This window comes from Halomicrococcus pelagicus (assembly GCF_050954125.1).
This window is the reverse complement of the sequence record NZ_JBPBWC010000001.1, coordinates 324,109-340,465: the sequence shown is the minus strand read 5'-3', so window position 1 is coordinate 340,465 and position 16,357 is coordinate 324,109. Positions and strand designations below refer to the sequence as shown.

The 16,357-nt window shown below is 68.5% G+C and carries 17 protein-coding genes; 11 read left to right on the top strand and 6 right to left on the bottom strand.

Annotated elements, in window-relative coordinates; translation table 11 throughout:
- The first annotated feature begins 46 nt into the window (after positions 1–46).
- From ACRYA2_RS01875 to ACRYA2_RS01855, 5 genes are all read left to right on the top strand, one after another.
- Positions 47–1,003 (top strand): NADPH:quinone reductase, encoded by a 957-nt coding sequence (locus tag ACRYA2_RS01875; RefSeq protein WP_433623662.1) that lies wholly within the window; start codon positions 47–49, stop codon positions 1,001–1,003.
- A 215-nt stretch (positions 1,004–1,218) separates the two neighbouring features.
- Positions 1,219–2,046 carry a GNAT family N-acetyltransferase gene (locus ACRYA2_RS01870; RefSeq protein WP_433623660.1) on the top strand — a complete coding sequence of 276 codons (828 nt, stop codon included), beginning with the start codon at positions 1,219–1,221 and terminating at the stop codon, positions 2,044–2,046.
- A 148-nt stretch (positions 2,047–2,194) separates the two neighbouring features.
- Positions 2,195–3,373 carry an MFS transporter gene (locus ACRYA2_RS01865; protein ID WP_433624714.1) on the top strand — a complete coding sequence of 393 codons (1,179 nt, stop codon included), beginning with the start codon at positions 2,195–2,197 and terminating at the stop codon, positions 3,371–3,373.
- 103 nt (positions 3,374–3,476) lie between these two features.
- Positions 3,477–4,577, top strand: a complete 1,101-nt coding sequence (locus ACRYA2_RS01860) for a glycosyltransferase family protein (RefSeq protein WP_433623658.1) — start codon at positions 3,477–3,479, stop codon at positions 4,575–4,577.
- Positions 4,578–5,363: 786 nt separating this feature from the next.
- Positions 5,364–5,813 carry a GNAT family N-acetyltransferase gene (locus ACRYA2_RS01855; RefSeq protein ID WP_433623656.1) on the top strand — a complete coding sequence of 150 codons (450 nt, stop codon included), beginning with the start codon at positions 5,364–5,366 and terminating at the stop codon, positions 5,811–5,813.
- Positions 5,814–5,950: 137 nt separating this feature from the next.
- Here the strand turns inward: ACRYA2_RS01855 and ACRYA2_RS01850 are convergent, their stop codons facing one another.
- Both ACRYA2_RS01850 and ACRYA2_RS01845 read right to left on the bottom strand, forming a co-directional pair.
- Positions 5,951–6,286 (bottom strand): acyl-CoA thioester hydrolase/BAAT C-terminal domain-containing protein, encoded by a 336-nt coding sequence (locus ACRYA2_RS01850; protein WP_433624712.1) that lies wholly within the window; start codon positions 6,284–6,286, stop codon positions 5,951–5,953.
- 120 nt (positions 6,287–6,406) lie between these two features.
- Positions 6,407–6,850, bottom strand: coding sequence for an alpha/beta hydrolase family protein (locus tag ACRYA2_RS01845; RefSeq protein ID WP_433623654.1), 444 nt, complete (start codon positions 6,848–6,850; stop codon positions 6,407–6,409).
- A gap of 375 nt (positions 6,851–7,225) precedes the next feature.
- Between ACRYA2_RS01845 and ACRYA2_RS01840 the strand changes: the two genes are divergently transcribed.
- Positions 7,226–8,467, top strand: coding sequence for an NADH dehydrogenase subunit (locus ACRYA2_RS01840; protein ID WP_433623652.1), 1,242 nt, complete (start codon positions 7,226–7,228; stop codon positions 8,465–8,467).
- A gap of 122 nt (positions 8,468–8,589) precedes the next feature.
- Here the strand turns inward: ACRYA2_RS01840 and ACRYA2_RS01835 are convergent, their stop codons facing one another.
- Together ACRYA2_RS01835 and ACRYA2_RS01830 are read right to left on the bottom strand one after the other, a co-directional pair.
- Positions 8,590–8,754: a DUF7331 family protein gene (locus ACRYA2_RS01835; protein ID WP_433623650.1), complete on the bottom strand. Its 165-nt coding sequence runs from the start codon at positions 8,752–8,754 to the stop codon at positions 8,590–8,592.
- Positions 8,755–8,968: 214 nt separating this feature from the next.
- Positions 8,969–9,358, bottom strand: a complete 390-nt coding sequence (locus ACRYA2_RS01830) for a winged helix-turn-helix transcriptional regulator (RefSeq protein ID WP_433623648.1) — start codon at positions 9,356–9,358, stop codon at positions 8,969–8,971.
- Positions 9,359–9,499: 141 nt separating this feature from the next.
- On the opposite strand from ACRYA2_RS01830, the gene ACRYA2_RS01825 reads away from it, so the two are divergent.
- The gene (locus ACRYA2_RS01825) at positions 9,500–9,742 is read left to right on the top strand and encodes a SelT/SelW/SelH family protein (protein WP_433623646.1); all 243 of its coding nucleotides are present in this window, start codon (positions 9,500–9,502) and stop codon (positions 9,740–9,742) included.
- Between the two features lie 180 nt (positions 9,743–9,922).
- Positions 9,923–10,861, top strand: coding sequence for a bile acid:sodium symporter family protein (locus tag ACRYA2_RS01820; RefSeq protein ID WP_433623644.1), 939 nt, complete (start codon positions 9,923–9,925; stop codon positions 10,859–10,861).
- A gap of 10 nt (positions 10,862–10,871) precedes the next feature.
- Here the strand turns inward: ACRYA2_RS01820 and ACRYA2_RS01815 are convergent, their stop codons facing one another.
- Positions 10,872–11,537: a helix-turn-helix domain-containing protein gene (locus ACRYA2_RS01815; RefSeq protein WP_433623642.1), complete on the bottom strand. Its 666-nt coding sequence runs from the start codon at positions 11,535–11,537 to the stop codon at positions 10,872–10,874.
- Positions 11,538–11,621: 84 nt separating this feature from the next.
- Here ACRYA2_RS01815 and ACRYA2_RS01810 point away from each other — a divergent pair, with 84 nt between their 5' ends.
- Positions 11,622–12,527, top strand: a complete 906-nt coding sequence (locus tag ACRYA2_RS01810) for an alpha/beta fold hydrolase (RefSeq protein ID WP_433623640.1) — start codon at positions 11,622–11,624, stop codon at positions 12,525–12,527.
- A gap of 151 nt (positions 12,528–12,678) precedes the next feature.
- Here ACRYA2_RS01810 and ACRYA2_RS01805 read toward each other — a convergent pair whose 3' ends face one another.
- Positions 12,679–13,458 (bottom strand): CPBP family intramembrane glutamic endopeptidase, encoded by a 780-nt coding sequence (locus tag ACRYA2_RS01805; RefSeq protein WP_433623638.1) that lies wholly within the window; start codon positions 13,456–13,458, stop codon positions 12,679–12,681.
- A 154-nt stretch (positions 13,459–13,612) separates the two neighbouring features.
- Here ACRYA2_RS01805 and ACRYA2_RS01800 point away from each other — a divergent pair, with 154 nt between their 5' ends.
- Together ACRYA2_RS01800 and hisD are read left to right on the top strand one after the other, a co-directional pair.
- The gene (locus ACRYA2_RS01800; protein WP_433623636.1) at positions 13,613–15,031 is read left to right on the top strand and encodes a glycosyltransferase family 2 protein; all 1,419 of its coding nucleotides are present in this window, start codon (positions 13,613–13,615) and stop codon (positions 15,029–15,031) included.
- Positions 15,032–15,079: 48 nt separating this feature from the next.
- Positions 15,080–16,351, top strand: a complete 1,272-nt coding sequence (gene hisD, locus ACRYA2_RS01795) for a histidinol dehydrogenase (protein ID WP_433623634.1) — start codon at positions 15,080–15,082, stop codon at positions 16,349–16,351.
- Positions 16,352–16,357 lie beyond the last annotated feature (6 nt).

Here is a 16,357-nt window from a genome sequence, read left to right as displayed (position 1 = left end):
CTCCGCTCCCGGCGAACTTATCCCCTGGGCCTCCGTGGCCTCCAGTATGCGAGCCGTTCGTTACCACGAACACGGCGGTCCCGACGTACTGACGGTCGAGGACGTCGACCGGCCGACTCCGGACGACGACGAACTCCTCGTCGCGGTGCGCGCCGCGGCGGTCAACCCGGTCGACACCTACTTCCGCGAGGGATCGTACCCGCCGGGCGATTTGCCCTGGATTCCGGGCTCCGACTTCGCCGGCGAGGTCGCGGCGGTCGGGGACGATGTCGAGGAGTTCGCCCCCGGCGACCGCGTGTTCGGCACGGCGCTCGGCAACGACCGACCCGGAACCTGCGCGGAGTACGTCGCCGCGCCGACCGACCGCGTCGCCCGACTACCGAACGGCGTCGGCTTCGACGAGGGGGCGGCGGTCGCGCTGGTCGGCGTGACCGCGTGGCGCGCGCTCGTCGACCACGCCGACCTCGAACCCGGAGAGCGCTGCCTCGTCCACGGCGGCAGCGGCGGCGTCGGCCACGTCGCAGTGCAACTCGGCGCGGCGGTCGGGGCGCGGGTCACGACCACCGCCCGCGAGACGTACCACGACCGTGTCGACGCGCTCGGGGCCGACGACGTCCTCGACTACGCCAGGGACGACCTCGCCGACGCGGTCCGGGACGCCGGCGCGCCCGACGTCGTCCTCGACCACCGACTGGACGACTACCTCCAGTTCGACGCGGACGTGGCCGCCCAGGGCGGTCGCGTCGTCGGAATCGGCAACCAGGATGCGGCGGCTGGGTTCGAGGACGTTCCGGCCGCGCGCTCGAAGGAACTCACCCTGACGCTGATGAGCATGTTCAACACCCCGGACGTGGCCGCGGTGCTGGAACGCCTCGCGCGCCTCGTCGCCGACGGTGCGATAGCGCCGGAGATAGCCGACTCGTACGCGCTGGACGCGGTCGACGAGGCCCACCGGGCGGTGCTCGAGGAGAGTTTCTGCGGGAAGCTCGTCGTCGAACTCTGACCGGGCCGCTCGGCGCCGCCGAGGAGACTCGCGGATTGGCGGCGACCGCCGTCGTCGGGACGGTCCCTCGGAGAGGTGGCCGCGACCGTCGTCGTTACCGACGGAGACCGTCCGAGACGGTCCGGACTCGACGGGGCGAGCCCGGACTGTTCCTCGAAACGTCACCGACGGGCGGAGCGAAAAGAGATAACTCGGTCGACGTTGGACCTCTCGCTATGGGAGCCCCAGGCGACATCGAGTTCGACGACGACGTGCAGCGACGCATCTACCGTCACGTCGAGCGAAGCGGGACGACGACGGTCGACGACGTTCGCGACGAAATTCGGGTGCCGGCGCCGGCCGGGTCCAAGCCGGCGCGCTCGGGGACGACCGAGCCGCGCGTTCGGCTCCCCCCGGAGGAGTTCCGCGACCACGTCGACGCGATGGTCGAGGCCGGCCACCTCGTCGAGCGCGACGGAACGCTCCACCTCGCCTTCGACGAGGGGACCGAGGAGTACACGGAGGGCGACCTCACGTACCGCATCCGGCCGGCCCGGGAGTCCGACCGCCGGGGCATCGAGGCGGCCATCCGCGAGGTGGCGGAGGAGGGCACGTCGATTGCCGGCGAACGCGTCGCGGCCGAGATCGACGAGCAGGGCGCGCTCCTCCGGCACAACGACCGCAAGGCTCGGATGTTCTTCGTCGGCGAGGTGGCGTCCGACGAGGACGGCGGCGACGAGTGGTCCGACGGCGAGGGCGAAATCGCCGGCTGGGTCCACGTCGACGCGCCGGAACTCGACAAGCTCCGGCACACCGGCGAACTCACGGTCGGCGTGCGCGAACGGTACCGCGAGCACGGCATCGGCAGCCGCCTGCTGGAGCGCGCCATCGACTGGGCCGACGAGGCGAACTACCGCAAGGTGTACCAGAGCGTGCCAGCGACCAACGAGACGGCCATCGACCTGCTCCAGGACCACGGCTGGGAGACCGAGGCGGTCCGCGAAGACCACTATCTCGTCGGCGAAGAGTTCGTCGACGAGGTGATGATGGCGCGGGAACCCTGAGACGCCGACACAGTCGCGCCCGGCGGTCCCTTCGAACCGTTCTCGATTGGCAATCTCCGACACGGCGGTCCGTTTCGGAACCTTTGAATCGACCGCCACGAAATCCATTCTCGTGTCACGTCGTCGCCTGTTCGCCTCGCTAAGTTCGATGGTCTTTCTCGTCAACTTCGCGCGGGTGGTGTTCGCGCCACTTCTCGAACCGCTGAAAGCGGCGTTCAGCGTCGGCGACGCGACCGTCGGACTCATCGCAACGCTGGCGTGGCTGGGGAGCGCGCTTCCGCGCATCCCGACCGGCTACCTGCTGACGCGGATTCCCCGCCACCACGTCGTCCTCGCGACTGGCGTCGTTCTCACCGCCAGCGCGGGCTTCACCGCGTTCTCGAACTCCGTCGCGGTGCTCGGCGCCGGTGCGTTCCTGATGGGACTGGCCAGCGGCGCGTACTTCATCGCCGCGAACCCGCTGGTGAGCGAACTCTACCCCGAGGCGGTCGGCCGCGCTATCGGCATCCACGGCACGGCGAGCCAGCTCGCGGCCGTCGCCGCCCCGCTGTTCGTCAGCTGGGTGCTCGCCAGGGTCGGCACCGCCGGTCTGGAGCTCGTCGGGACCGACGTCACGGGCTGGCGGCTCGTGCTCGCCAGCATCGGCGTCGCGGCCGCCGTCGCCACGGCCGTCCTCTTCGTCGTCGCGCGTCGCACCGACCTCCCGGACGCCGGGTCGGCCGACCGCGCGCTGCTCGCCGCCCTGCGTCGCCAGTGGCCCATCATCGCCAGCGGCGTCGCCATCATCGGCGCGACGGGGTTCGTCTGGAACGGTCTCTTCAATTTCTACCCGACCTACCTCCAGACGAAGGGCATCGCGCCGGCCACCGCGCGGACGATGCTCACCGTCCTCTTCGCGGCTGGCGTCCCCGCGTTCTGGTTCACGGGGCGGCTCGCCGACCGCCTGCCCTACGTTCCGCTGATGCTGTCGATTCTCGGGGGCTTCGTCGCCTGCCTGCTCGCGCTCACCGCCGTCGGCGGACTGGTCGGCGTCGTCGTCGTGTCGGTCGTGCTCGGCTACGTCATCCACAGCCTCTTCCCCGCGCTGGACACGTACCTGCTCGACTCGCTCCCCGACGAGAACCGCGCCAGCGCCTACGCCATCTACAGCGGGACGATGATGGTCGTCCAGGCCACCGGGAGCTCCGTCGTCGGAACGCTGACGAGCGCCGGTTTCGCGTTCGAGTTCGTCTTCCGGTCGTTCGCCGTCGGTCTCGTCGCCATCCTCTGCGTCCTCCTGGCGCTGCACGCGACCGACCGACTGCCGACGGAGGCGGCGACGAGTTGACCGCCCCGGTCGGCCCCTGCGAGCACCGGGGTCGGTCCGAGAAACGACCCACGCGGTGCCGATTCCATTCCCTTTTTGATAACCCTGACCCAACCCCCTCTCGATGGAGTACGTCCAGGAGCGGGTCACGACGCTCCACGACCTGACCGGCGACGTGCCCGACGCGCCGACCGGGGACGTCGCCGTCATCGTGCCGATGACCGACCGCGAGTGCGGAACTCGGGCGGCCGAGCGGGTCCTCGCGGAACTGGAGGCGGTCGGTCCCGGCGCAGTCGTCGTGCCGCTCCGCGCGCCCCCGGGACGCGTCGCCACGTTCCGGGAGTGGTTGGCCTCGTTCGACCTCCCGCTCGAACTGCTGTGGTGCAACGGTCCGCGGACGGGGGACCTGCTCGCTCGCCACGGCCTCGACGGCGCGACGGGCAAGGGACGGGACGTCTGGCTGGCGCTGGGCGTCGCCGCCGAGCGTGCCGACTACGTCGTCGTCCACGACGCCGACGCGAAGACCTACGACGCGTCGTGGGTGCCGCGGTTGCTCGCCCCTCTCGTCGGCGAGTTCTCGTTCACGAAGGGCTACTACGCACGCGTCGAGGACGACCGGCTCTACGGACGGCTGTTCCGGCTCTTCTACGAACCGCTCGTCGCCGCCCTCGCCGAGCGTCACGACGCCGCCGTCCTTGAGTATCTCGCCGCGTTCCGGTACGCGCTGGCGGGCGAGTTCGGCCTGACCGCCGACCTCGCGCGCTCGCTCCGGGTCGAGCGCGAGTGGGGCCTGGAGGTCGGGACGCTCGGCGACGCGTTCGCCCACGCCGGGTTCGCCGGCACCGCGCAGGTCGACCTGGGCCGCTACGAGCACGACCACCGGGGCGTCGCCGGCCCGGACGGTCTCTCGGCGATGAGCGAGGGCGTCGCGGACGCGCTGTTCCGGGTCTGTGAGACCGAGGGCCTTGACCCGGACTACCCCTTGCTCGCCCGGCGCTACCGCGAGACGGCGGACCGGTTCGTCCGGCAGTACGCCGCCGACGCCGTCCACAACGGCCTGACGTACGACCCCGCGGCGGAGCGCGAACAGGTCGCCACCTACGCGGACGCCGTCGCCCCACCGGACGACGCCGGCGTCCTCCCGGCCTGGTCGGACGTCGGGCTGACCCCCGGCGCGGTCCTCGACGCCGCGCGACCGCGGGTCCCCCAGCGGCCCTCGGACTGATGACGGTCGCGCCGGCCGACCGATTCTCGCCGGTCCCGTGGCGCGCCGACGGCCCGGAAGGTCTTAACTGGTCGAGTCCCAATTTAGGAGTGCGCACCTCAAGTCCCCGCCCGAGCACGCCCAGTTCGGGCGCGATGACAGCGCGGAGAACCCGGGTGCGCGACATCGAACGCGGTCGGTCGCGGCGTCGTCCGCGACCCGCTCTGGTTGCGCTATGCAACCCGCCCGGCACGAGGGTTTGCCAGCCGACGCGGCACGCCGCCTCGGGATGAGGCTGGAAGTTAGTGTTCCGGGCGTACATTTCGGCGCTATCAGAACGCGTACTGACGGGTCCCGCGAACGCAAGTCGACCAGCGCGAGGAGGGTACCGAACCGCTTAGCTGTAATTGAGGGCGCTAAGGCCCCTTCCTCAAGCGCGAGCGAAGCGAGCGGTAGGGAGGGGAGACAGCGCCCGCACAGTTCGCAAGCAGTTCCTCCGTGACACTTACTACCCAAGCGGCTGATAGGAGGTAGTACGATACTCACCACGCTTCCGTCGGTGTTCAAGCGCGACAACAAGCGCGCACCGTCGGTTGTGGCCGAGTGTCCATCAGGGAGGAGTGGGACACTCCGAACCACCCTAAAGGGAAGTCGCCTGCGGAGTCTGGAATCCCTGTGCCTTCGGGTACAAATTCCGACACAGAAACAGGAAGCCCTGTCCTCACCAAGCGAGGGGCGGGTAGCCCCGAGCGCGGTAGGGCAGGGTAGTTCACTAGCGGGCAGAGTCGCAACTAATCAAAAGACACCATGGCGACGGACAGGCTGATTCGGGAGGACGAGTTGGACGAGCTGTTGACGCTGTACTGGATGCTCAATCCGGACGACTCCGAACTCCAGCGCGACGAGGAACTGTGTGAACACTGGCGTGACATGCTACACGACGAGTCGCTCGAGATCGTCGTGGTCGAACACGACGGCCGACTCGTCTCTTCGTGCGTACTGTCGATCACCAAGAACCTGACCAGAAACGCGAGACCGTTCGGGGTGATCGAGAACGTCGTAACGCACGAAGAGTACAGAGGGAACGGGTTCGGAACGCTCTGTCTGGAGAAGGCGACCGCGATAGCCGAGAGTCGGGACTGCTACAAGATCATGTTACTGACCGGGTCCGAGAAGGAGTGGAAGCACGAGTTCTACGAGAACTGCGGGTTCGACCGGGAGGAGAAGACCGGGTTCGTCCGCAACCTGCGATCGTAGACCGACGTCCCGAGACGGCCCCTTCGAGCGCCGAGAGCAGCGTCGACGCCCCGGTACCGCCTCGGCTCGACCGCTCGCGGCGTCTCCGCCGGAACCCGTTCCGGCACGACGCCGGTGAGGGAATGCGAGGAGCACCGCTACACTCGCTCGAGATACTCGAGTGCCGCGCGCCAAGCGCGAGCAGCGGCGCGTCCGTTCGCCTCGTGCGTTCCGCCGTACCGGTGGGTCTCCTCCGGGGCAGCGTCGCTCTCGAATCGGTAGGGGACCCGAATCGCGTGACCGGCGTCGGGAAAGGAGAGATGCTCGAATCGCCAGGGATGGTCGTGGTCGTCGAGGCGGTCGGTAGCGCGGTCCGCCAGCTCCGCCGACGGCCACACGGTGTCCTTTCCTCCGGAGACGAGCAACACCGGCCCTTCGATATCTTCGACGGGAATCGCGGCCCGTTCCTTCTCCTCGGTCGTCGAACGCTCCAGAGCCAGCGTCGAGGCGTTCGGTTCCTCGGTTTCCAGCGGGTCGCCGATATCGTCGTCCTCGTGGACGTACTCGTCGACAGGGAGATGCGGGAGCGGTTCTCCCGCGAGCGTCCACGTCGGCTAGCCTTCGCCGACACCGTCCATCCAGGACGGGGCAGGCCAGACGTAGCAACTCGGAACGTACGCGACGACGACGCCGACCGCGTCGAACTGCGAACCGACCAGTAGCGACGCCTCACCGCCCCTGGAAAATCCGACGACGCCGACTTGCTCGCCGGCGACTTCGGGGCGTCGGAGGAGGCAGTCGGCGGCGCGTCCGAACTCCTCCAGCGGAACTTCCAGCAGTCTGTCCCGAACGCCGGACGTGCCGAAGTACTCGACGCACAGCACCGTGTAGCCGTGCTCGGCGAGCATCGCGGCGTACGTCTGTTCGTATCCACGCGCGCCACCGCCCCCGTGGAGAACGAGCACGCCCGGGTTGGGGCCATCCCCGAGGCCCGGATAGAGCCGGCCACTCACCGCTTCCGTTCGAATCGTCGTCCCGGAGACGAATCTCCCGTCCATGCCGTCGCTTCGAAGGGACCGACAATTAACTATCGGATATCTGTCTGGTTGTCGGAGCGCACTCGTTTCTTCGACGAAGAGTACGCCGCTCGACGCTTCGGGCGGCCCGGTCAGTAGACCGCAATCGCTCTCGGCAGATTTCCGAGGGCGATGGTGACCGATCTGGGTTCCCGGCCGACGTCTCGCGCCCCGGACGACTGGATGCCGACGGTTTGTCCACGCCACGACGCCGGGTCGAGACCGTCACTGGACGTCGCCTCCGAGATATCGCCGTCGTCCCGCTATATTGGTTGTCATTGTCTAACAATCTTCTCAATATCGTTACGGTTATCAAAAATGTTATTGCACTGCTGGAGAGACGTTCAGAACGGGACAATGAGCGTAAACCTCCAGCAGTTCGGACGGGCGGAGGTGCCGGAGATCGCCACGACGCTCCGTAACGCCGGGATTTCGGGGGCTGGCGGGGCGGGATTTCCGACGCACGCGAAGTGGGAACACCTCGACGACGTGTCGTTTCTCCTGGTGAACCACCAGGAGAGCGAACCGAACTACTACGTCGACAAGTGGCTCGGTCGGTCCCGCGCCGAGGACTTCGCGTCGTTCTTCGACGCGCTCCTCGAGCAGGCGCTCGAACTGGTCGTCGTCTGCGCGAAAGAGACCGACCGGGAGCGATGGACGAGGGAACTGGAAGACGTCGTGGATGGCACGGTGTACGCGCCCGAACAGCTCCCGCTCGACCCCGACGACGAGTCGGGCGTGGTGTTCGCCTACACCGAAGACAGGTACGAGTACGGGATGGAGAACGTGCTCCTCAGGCTGGTCGCCGACGTCGTCCTGCAGGACGAGTTGCCGATGGACCACGGGTGGATCGTCCAGAACACCGAAACGATGCACAACGTGTTCCGCGCGCTGGACGAGGGCGACCCCGTGACGCGGAAGTTGGTTCACGTCGACGGGAACGTCCCCCGCCATCGGTTCCTCGAAGTGCCGGTGGGAACGCCGGCCGCGACGCTTCTCGAGGCCGCCGGCAGGTCGTCCCCGAAACTGGACGACGAAACGCTCGCGGACGGCGGTCCGGGCTGGTGCTTCGAGGTCGACGGGTCGCCCGCCGAGTTCGGCGTGAAAAAGCGGACGAACTGCGTGCTCGTGCTCGACGACGAGGTGGTCGCCGAGAACACGCTCGGCGACGGGCGAGTCAACGTCCTCAACGCGTACGACTGGTCGGGCGACCACGAGACCGAACCGACCAGAATCGAGCTCGACGTCGTCCGCATTCCGCTCATCACCAACCCCGACTTCGGCGACGTGGTCGCCGAGAGCCGTCCGATAGTCGGAGAGGGAGCCGAGGTTACCGAAGGCGAGATGATCGCTGTCCCGGGGAAGGACGCCATCAGCAACACCCAGCACGCGTCCATCGACGGCACCGTGACGGCAGTGACGGACGCGCACGTCGAGATTCGCCGTGACGCGAGAGACGAGAGTTCGTCCGCGTACGTGTCGGAACACGAACGGATGGTCTACTGGACGTCGTGCAGGGAGTGCGGGGAGTACGTCGCTCGTCCGGACCCGGAGCACCTCGGCCCAAAAACGGAGTACGTCTGCGAGGACTGCCGGTGAACCGACTCCTGCAGTTCCGCGTCCGGACCTCCGACGCTGCCGCCACCCGCGGCTCTACGGGCGGGACTGCCGGTCCGGATGGACCACGGCCCTGACGATGACGGGTCGGGATGCCGAATCGGTCAGCGGGAGGGCGTCTTCGTGACGTCCGAGCGAACCCACGCCTTTGCGTTCGTTTTGTCGCAGACGACGTAGCTCTCTCCGTCCTCGTAGCCGGCGAAATCGTCCAGGTTCGGTACCTCTGGTTCCCTCGGCTCGGCTATCTCTTCACGGGATTCCGTATACATGGATACTTGCTGGGACGAAATCGACACCGTCTTTTCAGCGTCACCTGTTACGATGGAGGAACGAGCCAAAAGGCCTGTGGCCAGATGTCTCGTGTACAGATGTCACGCTCCGGTCCGGTCGTCCGATGCAGAAGCGACACGGATGGTGCCGAGCCCCTCGACGGAAGATTCGAGCAGCCGACTGCCCGAAACGTGACGACCCCTGGCACCTCGTTCAGCAGACGGATTCGGCTTCGTCGTCGGCCGGTTGCAGGTACGTCTTTCCCCACTCTTCGAGCGACGCGATGACCGGTTCCAGCGACTGGCCCTGCTCGGTCAGCGAGTACTCGACGGCGACGGGCTTCTCGCTCACTATCTCCCGGTCGACCAGACCCTTCTCTTCCAGGTCGTCGAGGCTCTGTGAGAGCATCTTGTTCGTGACGACGCCGACCGCTTCGCTGAGTTCGTTGAACCGCAGCGCCTCGCGTTGTAGCAACCGATGTACGATAACCGGATGCCACTTCTTCCCGATGACCTCCATCGCGCACGTGACTGCACACCAGTCGTCGCCCGCACACCACACCGCCAGGCATTCGTCCTCCGCAACGTCGGCCGTGTCGCTCATACGCGTCGTTACGAGTCCGGACGGAAATCGGTTACTCTCGCACACGTCGTATCGAATCGAAACGGCGGTTTCGACGGCGAAACCTCGTAACCTGGCAGTCACGTGACGCTTATGGCCGCGGCGCTCCACTGTCGAACCGTGATGACGGAAGTCAACATCGAGTACTGCGTGCCGTGCGGACTGCGCGAGTACGCTATCGACGCCCAGGAAGCGTTGCTCGAGGAGTTCGGACGGGGACTCGACGGTGTGCGCCTGGAACCCGGCCACGGCGGCGTGTTCAAGGTCTACGTCGACGGCGAACTCGTCTGGGACAAGGACGAACACGGTGGCGACGTCGATTTCGGCACCATCACCGACGCGGTCGGCCAACGAGCGCGCGCCTGAGTCCGCTGACGACCGGTCCTCCACACCGCATTACATCGGGCGAGAGGTGCGGCTACTCGACGAAAGTTCGCGAGACGCCGAACTCACTCGGCGTCCCGTCCATCGTCTCCCCGTCCCCGTCGACGGGTGGTCGGTGACGGCACGATAGTTCGCCCGGTTCGGAATCGACGACGTGATACGATGGCTTCGACGACTTCACACGAGACACCCGGAATGGCCCTGACGGACCTCGTCGAAGAGTACCTCCTCCTGTGGATTCTGCTCTCGGTCGGACTCGGTATCGCGGTCCCCCGGCTGGCGGTGGTGACGCGAGCGTCAACGCTCGTTCTCGCGGTGATGATCGGTAGCATCTCGCTGACGCTGTCGGTCGAACGGTTCCGTCAGGTCGACGCCCGAGCGCTCGGGGCGGTGCTCGCCGGACACGTGACCATGCCGTTCCTGGCGTTCGGAATCGCCCGCGGACTCGGCCTGTCGCCGGAACTGACCGTGGGGTTCGTCGTCCTGGGAGCGGTCACCCCGGAACTCGTGACGCCGGTAATGACCGAACTCGCCGACGGCGATACCGCACTCTCGACGACCGCGCTCGTCGTCGTCAGCGTCGGGAGCGTCGGCTTCATACCGGCCGTCGTGGCGGTCCTCGTCGGCGGCGTCGACGTCCCGACGGCTCCGATCGTCGAACAGCTGGTCGTGGCCGTCGTCGCGCCCATGCTGGTCGCGGTCGGCGTACGCGCCTGGCAACCCGAGCGCGTCGCCCGGTACGACGCCTACTATCCGTCGGTGTCGGCGGTGATGGTGATACTCATCATCGGCGGCGTTACGGCCGCCAACGCGGCAGTCGTTCGCTCGAACGTGTCCCTGCTGGCCAGCGTCGGCGTCGGTGCCGTCGTCCTCAACGGTCTCGGGTACGGCGTCGGCTTCCTGGTCGGGCGGCGGGCCGCCCGCCCGGCGCGCGTCGCGTCGGTTCTCACGGTCGGCATGCGCGATTTCGCCGTCGCGGCCGCCCTCGTCATCGCGGCCGGACTCCCGACCGTCGCGTCGCTCCCCGCCGTCGCCTTCGGGGTCGTCGAGATGGCCACCAGCGCCGGCCTCGCGAAGTGGTTCGCGGACGACGGGGACTGACCGGACGGTTCTACCGCGAGTTCGCGACGACCGCGTTCCGGGACGTGTAGTCGGCGACGACGGCGGACTCCGCCTTCCGCAGCAGTTCGCCGGCGGTGCTCGGAGCGCACCCGAGTTCCTTCGCGACGTCTTCGACGGTTCCCGTTCGCGGGATCTCGTAGTATCCGACGGCCATCGCGGCCTCCAGTGCCGCCCCCTGTCTGCCCGTGAGGTCCGACGGCGACGACCCGCTCCGGAAATCGCGGACGCGTTCGATACGAGCGTCGAGCAACTCGCTCAATCGGGCGTGGAACTCGCTCAAAGACGAGGGCTCACCGACGGCCTCGAACGTCGCGTCGCCGTCCTCGAAGAAGGTCACCGGCGGCAGGAAGACCACCCTCGCTCGGGAGACGAGTTCGAGCACGTCGTCTTCGAACTCGTACTCCCTCTGGGAGACGAACGCGTACGTCCCGTCGTCGCCCTCGACGAGGTGACTCGTCGAGACCGTTTCGACGGCGGTGAGCAACTCCGCGACGGTCTCCCGGTCCGCATCGTACCACGAGAGCGTCGTGACGTCGGCCGTCGGCCCCCACATCAACAGTTCCATGCGCGAGACCGCGTCTTCCCGCACGAGTCGACGATGAATCGGATGCGCTAGCTCCGCCGGATAGGTGACCCCGAACCGAATCCGTTTCATATCGGAACCGGGACACGTAGAGACATAAAACACCGCATCAGTCCGGCACCACGCCCTCCACGCTGGGCGCGGAAGCAACCACCGATGGAAGACGCACGTGCAGAGCGAGCCCGAATCGGGTCGGAGCTGGACGGGACAGACGAGGCTGTCGTTTCCACGGACGGCGGTCGTAGCGTTTCCTACGCCGAGTACGGCGCGTCCGACGGAACTCCGCTCGTTTTCCTCCACGGGACGCCGGGGTCGCGTCTGCTCGGAGAACTGTTCGACGAAGACGCACGCCGCTCCGGCGTTCGTCTGCTCGCGCTCGACCGACCGGGATACGGCCGCTCGTCGCCGTGGCCGACGCGGACGCTCGCCGACACGGGCGAGTTCGTCGCCGCCGTACTGGACGACGCCGGGGTCTCGCGCGCCGGCGTCGTCGGATTCTCCGGCGGCGGCCCGCACGCGCTCGCACTCGCCGCGACCCGCGGAGACCTCGTTCGGGAAGTCGACGTCGTCGCGGGGGCGACTCCGCCGTCGCTCAGGTCCACCAGGCCGACGGCGCTTCGTCTCCTCGAAGTGCTGGCGGGGACGGCACCACTCCTCGTGCGGGGTGGACTGAGAGCTCAGCGGTGGTTCGCCGAACGAGCGTCTCCCTCCTTCGTCGTCTCGCAGTACACCACGTCGGACGGCCAGGCCGAACTGTCCGACGACGTCGCCGAACTCGTCAAACGCGATTTCGTCGAGGCGCTCGCACGCAGCAGACGGGGGTTCGTAACCGAGAGCCGCCTGCTCGCCCGGGAGTGGGATTTTCCGGTAACGGAGGTCGACCGGCGAGTTCGCCTGTGGCACGGCGGGCGGGATTCGAATGTTCCGGTGGAGGACGCCCGACGAATGGCCGAACGACTGCCGAACGCACGGCTAACCGCGTTCGAGGAAGCGGACCACTTGCACTCGCTTCTCCGAAGCGGGTCGCGAGTGCTCGTACGGCAGGCGTCGGCCGCCGATTAGTCGCCGTCGTCCGGTGGTCGTCTCGACCGACGAGAGGGTCGCTTTCCACGGAACGTGGAGACGGGCGGCGACGGGAGGGTTCTCAGTCGGCGCGGAACGGTCCCGGGGCGGGGTCCTCGCCGCCGTCCGACGTGGCAGCGAGGGACGGGCCTTAGTAGGCGACGAACGCGACGCCGACGAGTATCCAGGCGACGGTGTAGGCCGGATACGTCACCTCCGACACGCCCGGTGGCACGGTGCCGGTCGGCGTCGAGAACCGGCCGGGGGCGTTGTGTGCGGCGTGGAACACCATCACCGGCACGACACCGCTCGAACTGTTGTACAGCCACGCCATGACGACCGACATCGGTAGCAGGTGGACCAGAAAGAGGGTCGGGTCCATGCCCCCGAGGTCCCCCGCGAGGAGCGGTGGAAGGTGCCAGACCCCCCACAGGACGCCGACGGCGAGCGCCGCGGGAAGGGCACCCCACCGCTCCTGCAAGTACGGCTGGAGGAACCCGCGCCAGCCGAACTCCTCCAGCGCACCCAACAGGAGGAGGGTGAAGACGAACACGAGGACGAAGTTCACCAGCGGGAAGGAGAACTCGACGGGGACCCCCGCCCACAGGTAGACGAACGTCGTGACCGCCTGGACGGCGTTCGGAAGCACCAGCGCCAGCAGGTACGACTCCGGCGGATTACGGAACCGTATCTGGCGGTCGTACCAGTCGGCGACGGAGACGGAGCTCGTCCGGAGGACGACGGCCACCGCGATCAGCGGTCCCCACGCGCCGAAGTACGGTACGACTCGACCCGGCGTCGTTCCCGACAGTCGGGCGTCGAGGAGCAACTCGTAGAGGGCGTTGTAACTCCACGTGAACCCGAACGCTATCAGGAGGAACGCTGCGAGCGGCAGTACCGTCGAACGAGCGGGTCCACGCTTCCCGATCATCGAATCGATTATGCGTTCGAAGTATAAGTTGGAAGTATTTAACATACAGTCGAGGGACGAGGAGGTGGGAAGAGCCGGGGAGTGCGTCGGTCACGACGTGCGAGGCCGGGGGACAGCCTCAAGCGGTTTCAGTCCTCGGACGGTACAGTGACCGGTGGACGTTCGGTCATCGGAAACTGAGACGGCGTTGCGACGGACGGTGACGTACGCGGCGAGTTCGGGAGCGATCGCGGCCGTCGTCGCGACGCCGGTCGTCCTCGTTCCCGCGTACGGACGGGTGCTGGGTACGCTCGTCGTCCTCGTCTTCGCAGGACTGGCGAGTCGGGCCGCCCTCGGGACGGCGCTCGCGTTCCGACCGCTGGCCGCCCTCGGTCCGGGCGACGCCGACCTGCCGAGCGCGACAGCCGCCGACCCCCGGGACGCCGACCTGCCGACGGTCAGCGTCGTCGTCGCGGCGTACGACGAGGCCGACACGCTACCGGCGACCGTCGAGGCGTGTCGCCGACTCGACTATCCAGACGACCGGCTGGAGGTCCTGCTCTGCCACGAGGCGGCGTCGACAGACGGCACCGCACGCGTCGCCGAGGCGGCGACGGCGGGGGACCCGCGGTTCCGGGTGTGCCGGCGCGACGCCGACCCCGGCGGGAAAGCCGCCATGGCGAACTTCGGGCTGGAGCGCGCCACGGGCGACGTCGTCGCCTTCGTGGACGCGGGCCAGCGTCCCGAACCGGACGCGCTCCGGCGGGCCGTCGGGTGGTTCCGGGCGGACGACGACGCCTGGTGCGTGAAGGGCCGGTGCTGGGGGACGAACGTCGACGGGTCGCTCGTCACGCTCCACGCGACGGTCGAGCGCCACTTCGCCGAACGCGGCGAGTTCGTCGCCCGCGAGGTGGCGTCCGGGTTCACGCTGTTCACCGGCGGACTGGCCGTCTTCCGCCGGACGGCGTTCGAGACACTCGGACCGTTCGACGAGAGCGTCCTTCTGGAGGACGTGGAGTTCGCGTCGCGAATCCACGCCGGCGGACGGGACGTCCGCGTCGACCCCGGCATCGTCTCCGCGGAGACCAACCCCGAATCGCTGGCGTCGTGGTGGAGTCGTCGCAAGCGCTGGGCGCGCGGCGGGATGCAGGTCGCGCGGCGGTACGTCGGCACGCTCCCGCGGAACCCGAACCTCTCTCGCGTCGCCTGCGTCGACGCCGCGCTGACGTTCGGGTCGCTGCTCGCGCTCCCGCTCCTGGTCCTCGCGCTGCCGGCCGTCGCGCTCAGTCACGCCGACGGCGGCGCTGCAACGTTCCTCCCGGGCGAACGAGCGCTGGTGGCGCTCGCCGCCGTCGTCGCGCTCGCGTCGCCCCCGCTCGTCCTCCTGCGGGACCGTCTCGACGGCCGCCCGCACTCGCTCCGGGAGTACGCGGCGGTCGTCACGCTCCCCCTCTACTTCGCCGTCGAGGCGGCCGCGGTCGTGACGGCGTTCCTCGACGAGTTCGTCATCCGGCGGCCGACGGTGTACGTCCCCTCCGACAGACCGGGGAGCCCCGCGGGCGGTCGGTCCGACGGGGGACGGCGCGAGGAGTGAGTCCCCGCGGAAGGAAACCGTTTTTCGCCCGGCACGCGAAGCCGGGGTATGAACGTCCAGGAAATCGCGGACCTCGGTCCCGGCGACCGGTCGGCGCTGTTCGACCGCGACGCCGGCATCGAGGCGATTCGGGACGACGTGCGCGACATCGTCGACCGGGTGCGGACGGAGGGCGACGTGGCCGTTCGGGAGTTCTCCCGCGAGTTCGACGAGGTCGAGGTGGGCAACCTCGATATCACGGACGAGGCCGAGCGCGCGTACGAGGCCGTCGACGACGACGTGCGCGAGGCCATAGAGACGGCGGCCGACAACGTCCGGAAGTTCCACGAGGCACAGCTTCCGGCGGACTGGCGCGAGGACTTCGACGGTCGGGAACTCGGCCGGCGGTTCCGCCCCCTGGAGCGCGTGGGGGTCTACGTCCCCGGTGGCGCGGCCGCCTACCCCTCCAGCGCCCTGATGGGCGTCGTCCCGGCGAAGGTCGCCGGCGTCGAGCAGGTGGCGGTGACGACCCCGCCCGCCGAGGAGCAGAACCCCATCACGCTCGCCGCCATCCACGCCGCGGGCGCGGACGCGGTCTATCGCGTCGGCGGCGCGCAGGCCGTCGCCGCGCTCGCCTACGGCACCGAGAGCGTCGACCGCGTGCAGAAGGTCGTCGGCCCGGGCAACCGCTGGGTGACGGCGGCGAAGGCCGAGGTGCAGGGCGACGTCGCCATCGACTTCCTGGCGGGGCCGAGCGAACTGCTCGTCGTCGCGGACGAGACGGCCGACCCCGCCTTCGTCGCGAGCGACGTGGTCGCGCAGGCCGAACACGACCCGAACGCCGCCGTCGTCGCGGTGACCGACGACGCCGACCTCGCCGAGGCGGTCGCCGCCGAGATCGACCGCCAGGCGGGCGAGCGCGAGCGCGAGGACGTCATCCGGGCGGCGCTCGACAACGACGCAAGCGGCGTGTTCCACGCGCGCTCGACGAGCGAGGCCATCCTGTTCGCCGAGGAGTACGCCGCCGAACACCTCTCCATCCAGGCCGACGACGACGAGGCGATCCTCTCGCGCATCGACAGCGCCGGTAGCGTGTTCCTCGGACCGTACACCCCGGTCGCGGCGGGCGACTACGCCTCCGGGACGAATCACGTTCTCCCGACGAACGGACTGGCGAAGATTACGGGCGGGCTCTCCGTCGACACCTTCCTGCGCTCGACGACCGTCCAGCGCATGGACGAGGCGGCGCTCGGGGACCTCAGGGACACCATCGAGACGCTGGCGGAAGCCGAGGGGCTGGAAGCCCACGCCGAGAGCGTTCGCAAGCGGCTCGAGGAGTGACGGAGG

What these genes read in the sequence shown, in the direction of transcription:
- ACRYA2_RS01825 (WP_433623646.1), top strand. Translation starts at nt 9,500, where the DNA reads ATGACGGAAGTCAACATCGAGTACTGCGTGCCGTGCGGACTGCGCGAG.
- ACRYA2_RS01875 (WP_433623662.1), top strand. Translation starts at nt 47, where the DNA reads ATGCGAGCCGTTCGTTACCACGAACACGGCGGTCCCGACGTACTGACG.
- ACRYA2_RS01835 (WP_433623650.1), bottom strand. Translation starts at nt 8,754, where the DNA reads ATGTATACGGAATCCCGTGAAGAGATAGCCGAGCCGAGGGAACCAGAG.
- ACRYA2_RS01860 (WP_433623658.1), top strand. Translation starts at nt 3,477, where the DNA reads ATGGAGTACGTCCAGGAGCGGGTCACGACGCTCCACGACCTGACCGGC.
- ACRYA2_RS01845 (WP_433623654.1), bottom strand. Translation starts at nt 6,850, where the DNA reads ATGGACGGGAGATTCGTCTCCGGGACGACGATTCGAACGGAAGCGGTG.
- ACRYA2_RS01855 (WP_433623656.1), top strand. Translation starts at nt 5,364, where the DNA reads ATGGCGACGGACAGGCTGATTCGGGAGGACGAGTTGGACGAGCTGTTG.
- hisD (WP_433623634.1), top strand. Translation starts at nt 15,080, where the DNA reads ATGAACGTCCAGGAAATCGCGGACCTCGGTCCCGGCGACCGGTCGGCG.
- ACRYA2_RS01815 (WP_433623642.1), bottom strand. Translation starts at nt 11,537, where the DNA reads ATGAAACGGATTCGGTTCGGGGTCACCTATCCGGCGGAGCTAGCGCAT.
- ACRYA2_RS01870 (WP_433623660.1), top strand. Translation starts at nt 1,219, where the DNA reads ATGGGAGCCCCAGGCGACATCGAGTTCGACGACGACGTGCAGCGACGC.
- ACRYA2_RS01865 (WP_433624714.1), top strand. Translation starts at nt 2,195, where the DNA reads ATGGTCTTTCTCGTCAACTTCGCGCGGGTGGTGTTCGCGCCACTTCTC.
- ACRYA2_RS01840 (WP_433623652.1), top strand. Translation starts at nt 7,226, where the DNA reads ATGAGCGTAAACCTCCAGCAGTTCGGACGGGCGGAGGTGCCGGAGATC.
- ACRYA2_RS01830 (WP_433623648.1), bottom strand. Translation starts at nt 9,358, where the DNA reads ATGAGCGACACGGCCGACGTTGCGGAGGACGAATGCCTGGCGGTGTGG.
- ACRYA2_RS01805 (WP_433623638.1), bottom strand. Translation starts at nt 13,458, where the DNA reads ATGATCGGGAAGCGTGGACCCGCTCGTTCGACGGTACTGCCGCTCGCA.
- ACRYA2_RS01810 (WP_433623640.1), top strand. Translation starts at nt 11,622, where the DNA reads ATGGAAGACGCACGTGCAGAGCGAGCCCGAATCGGGTCGGAGCTGGAC.
- ACRYA2_RS01820 (WP_433623644.1), top strand. Translation starts at nt 9,923, where the DNA reads ATGGCTTCGACGACTTCACACGAGACACCCGGAATGGCCCTGACGGAC.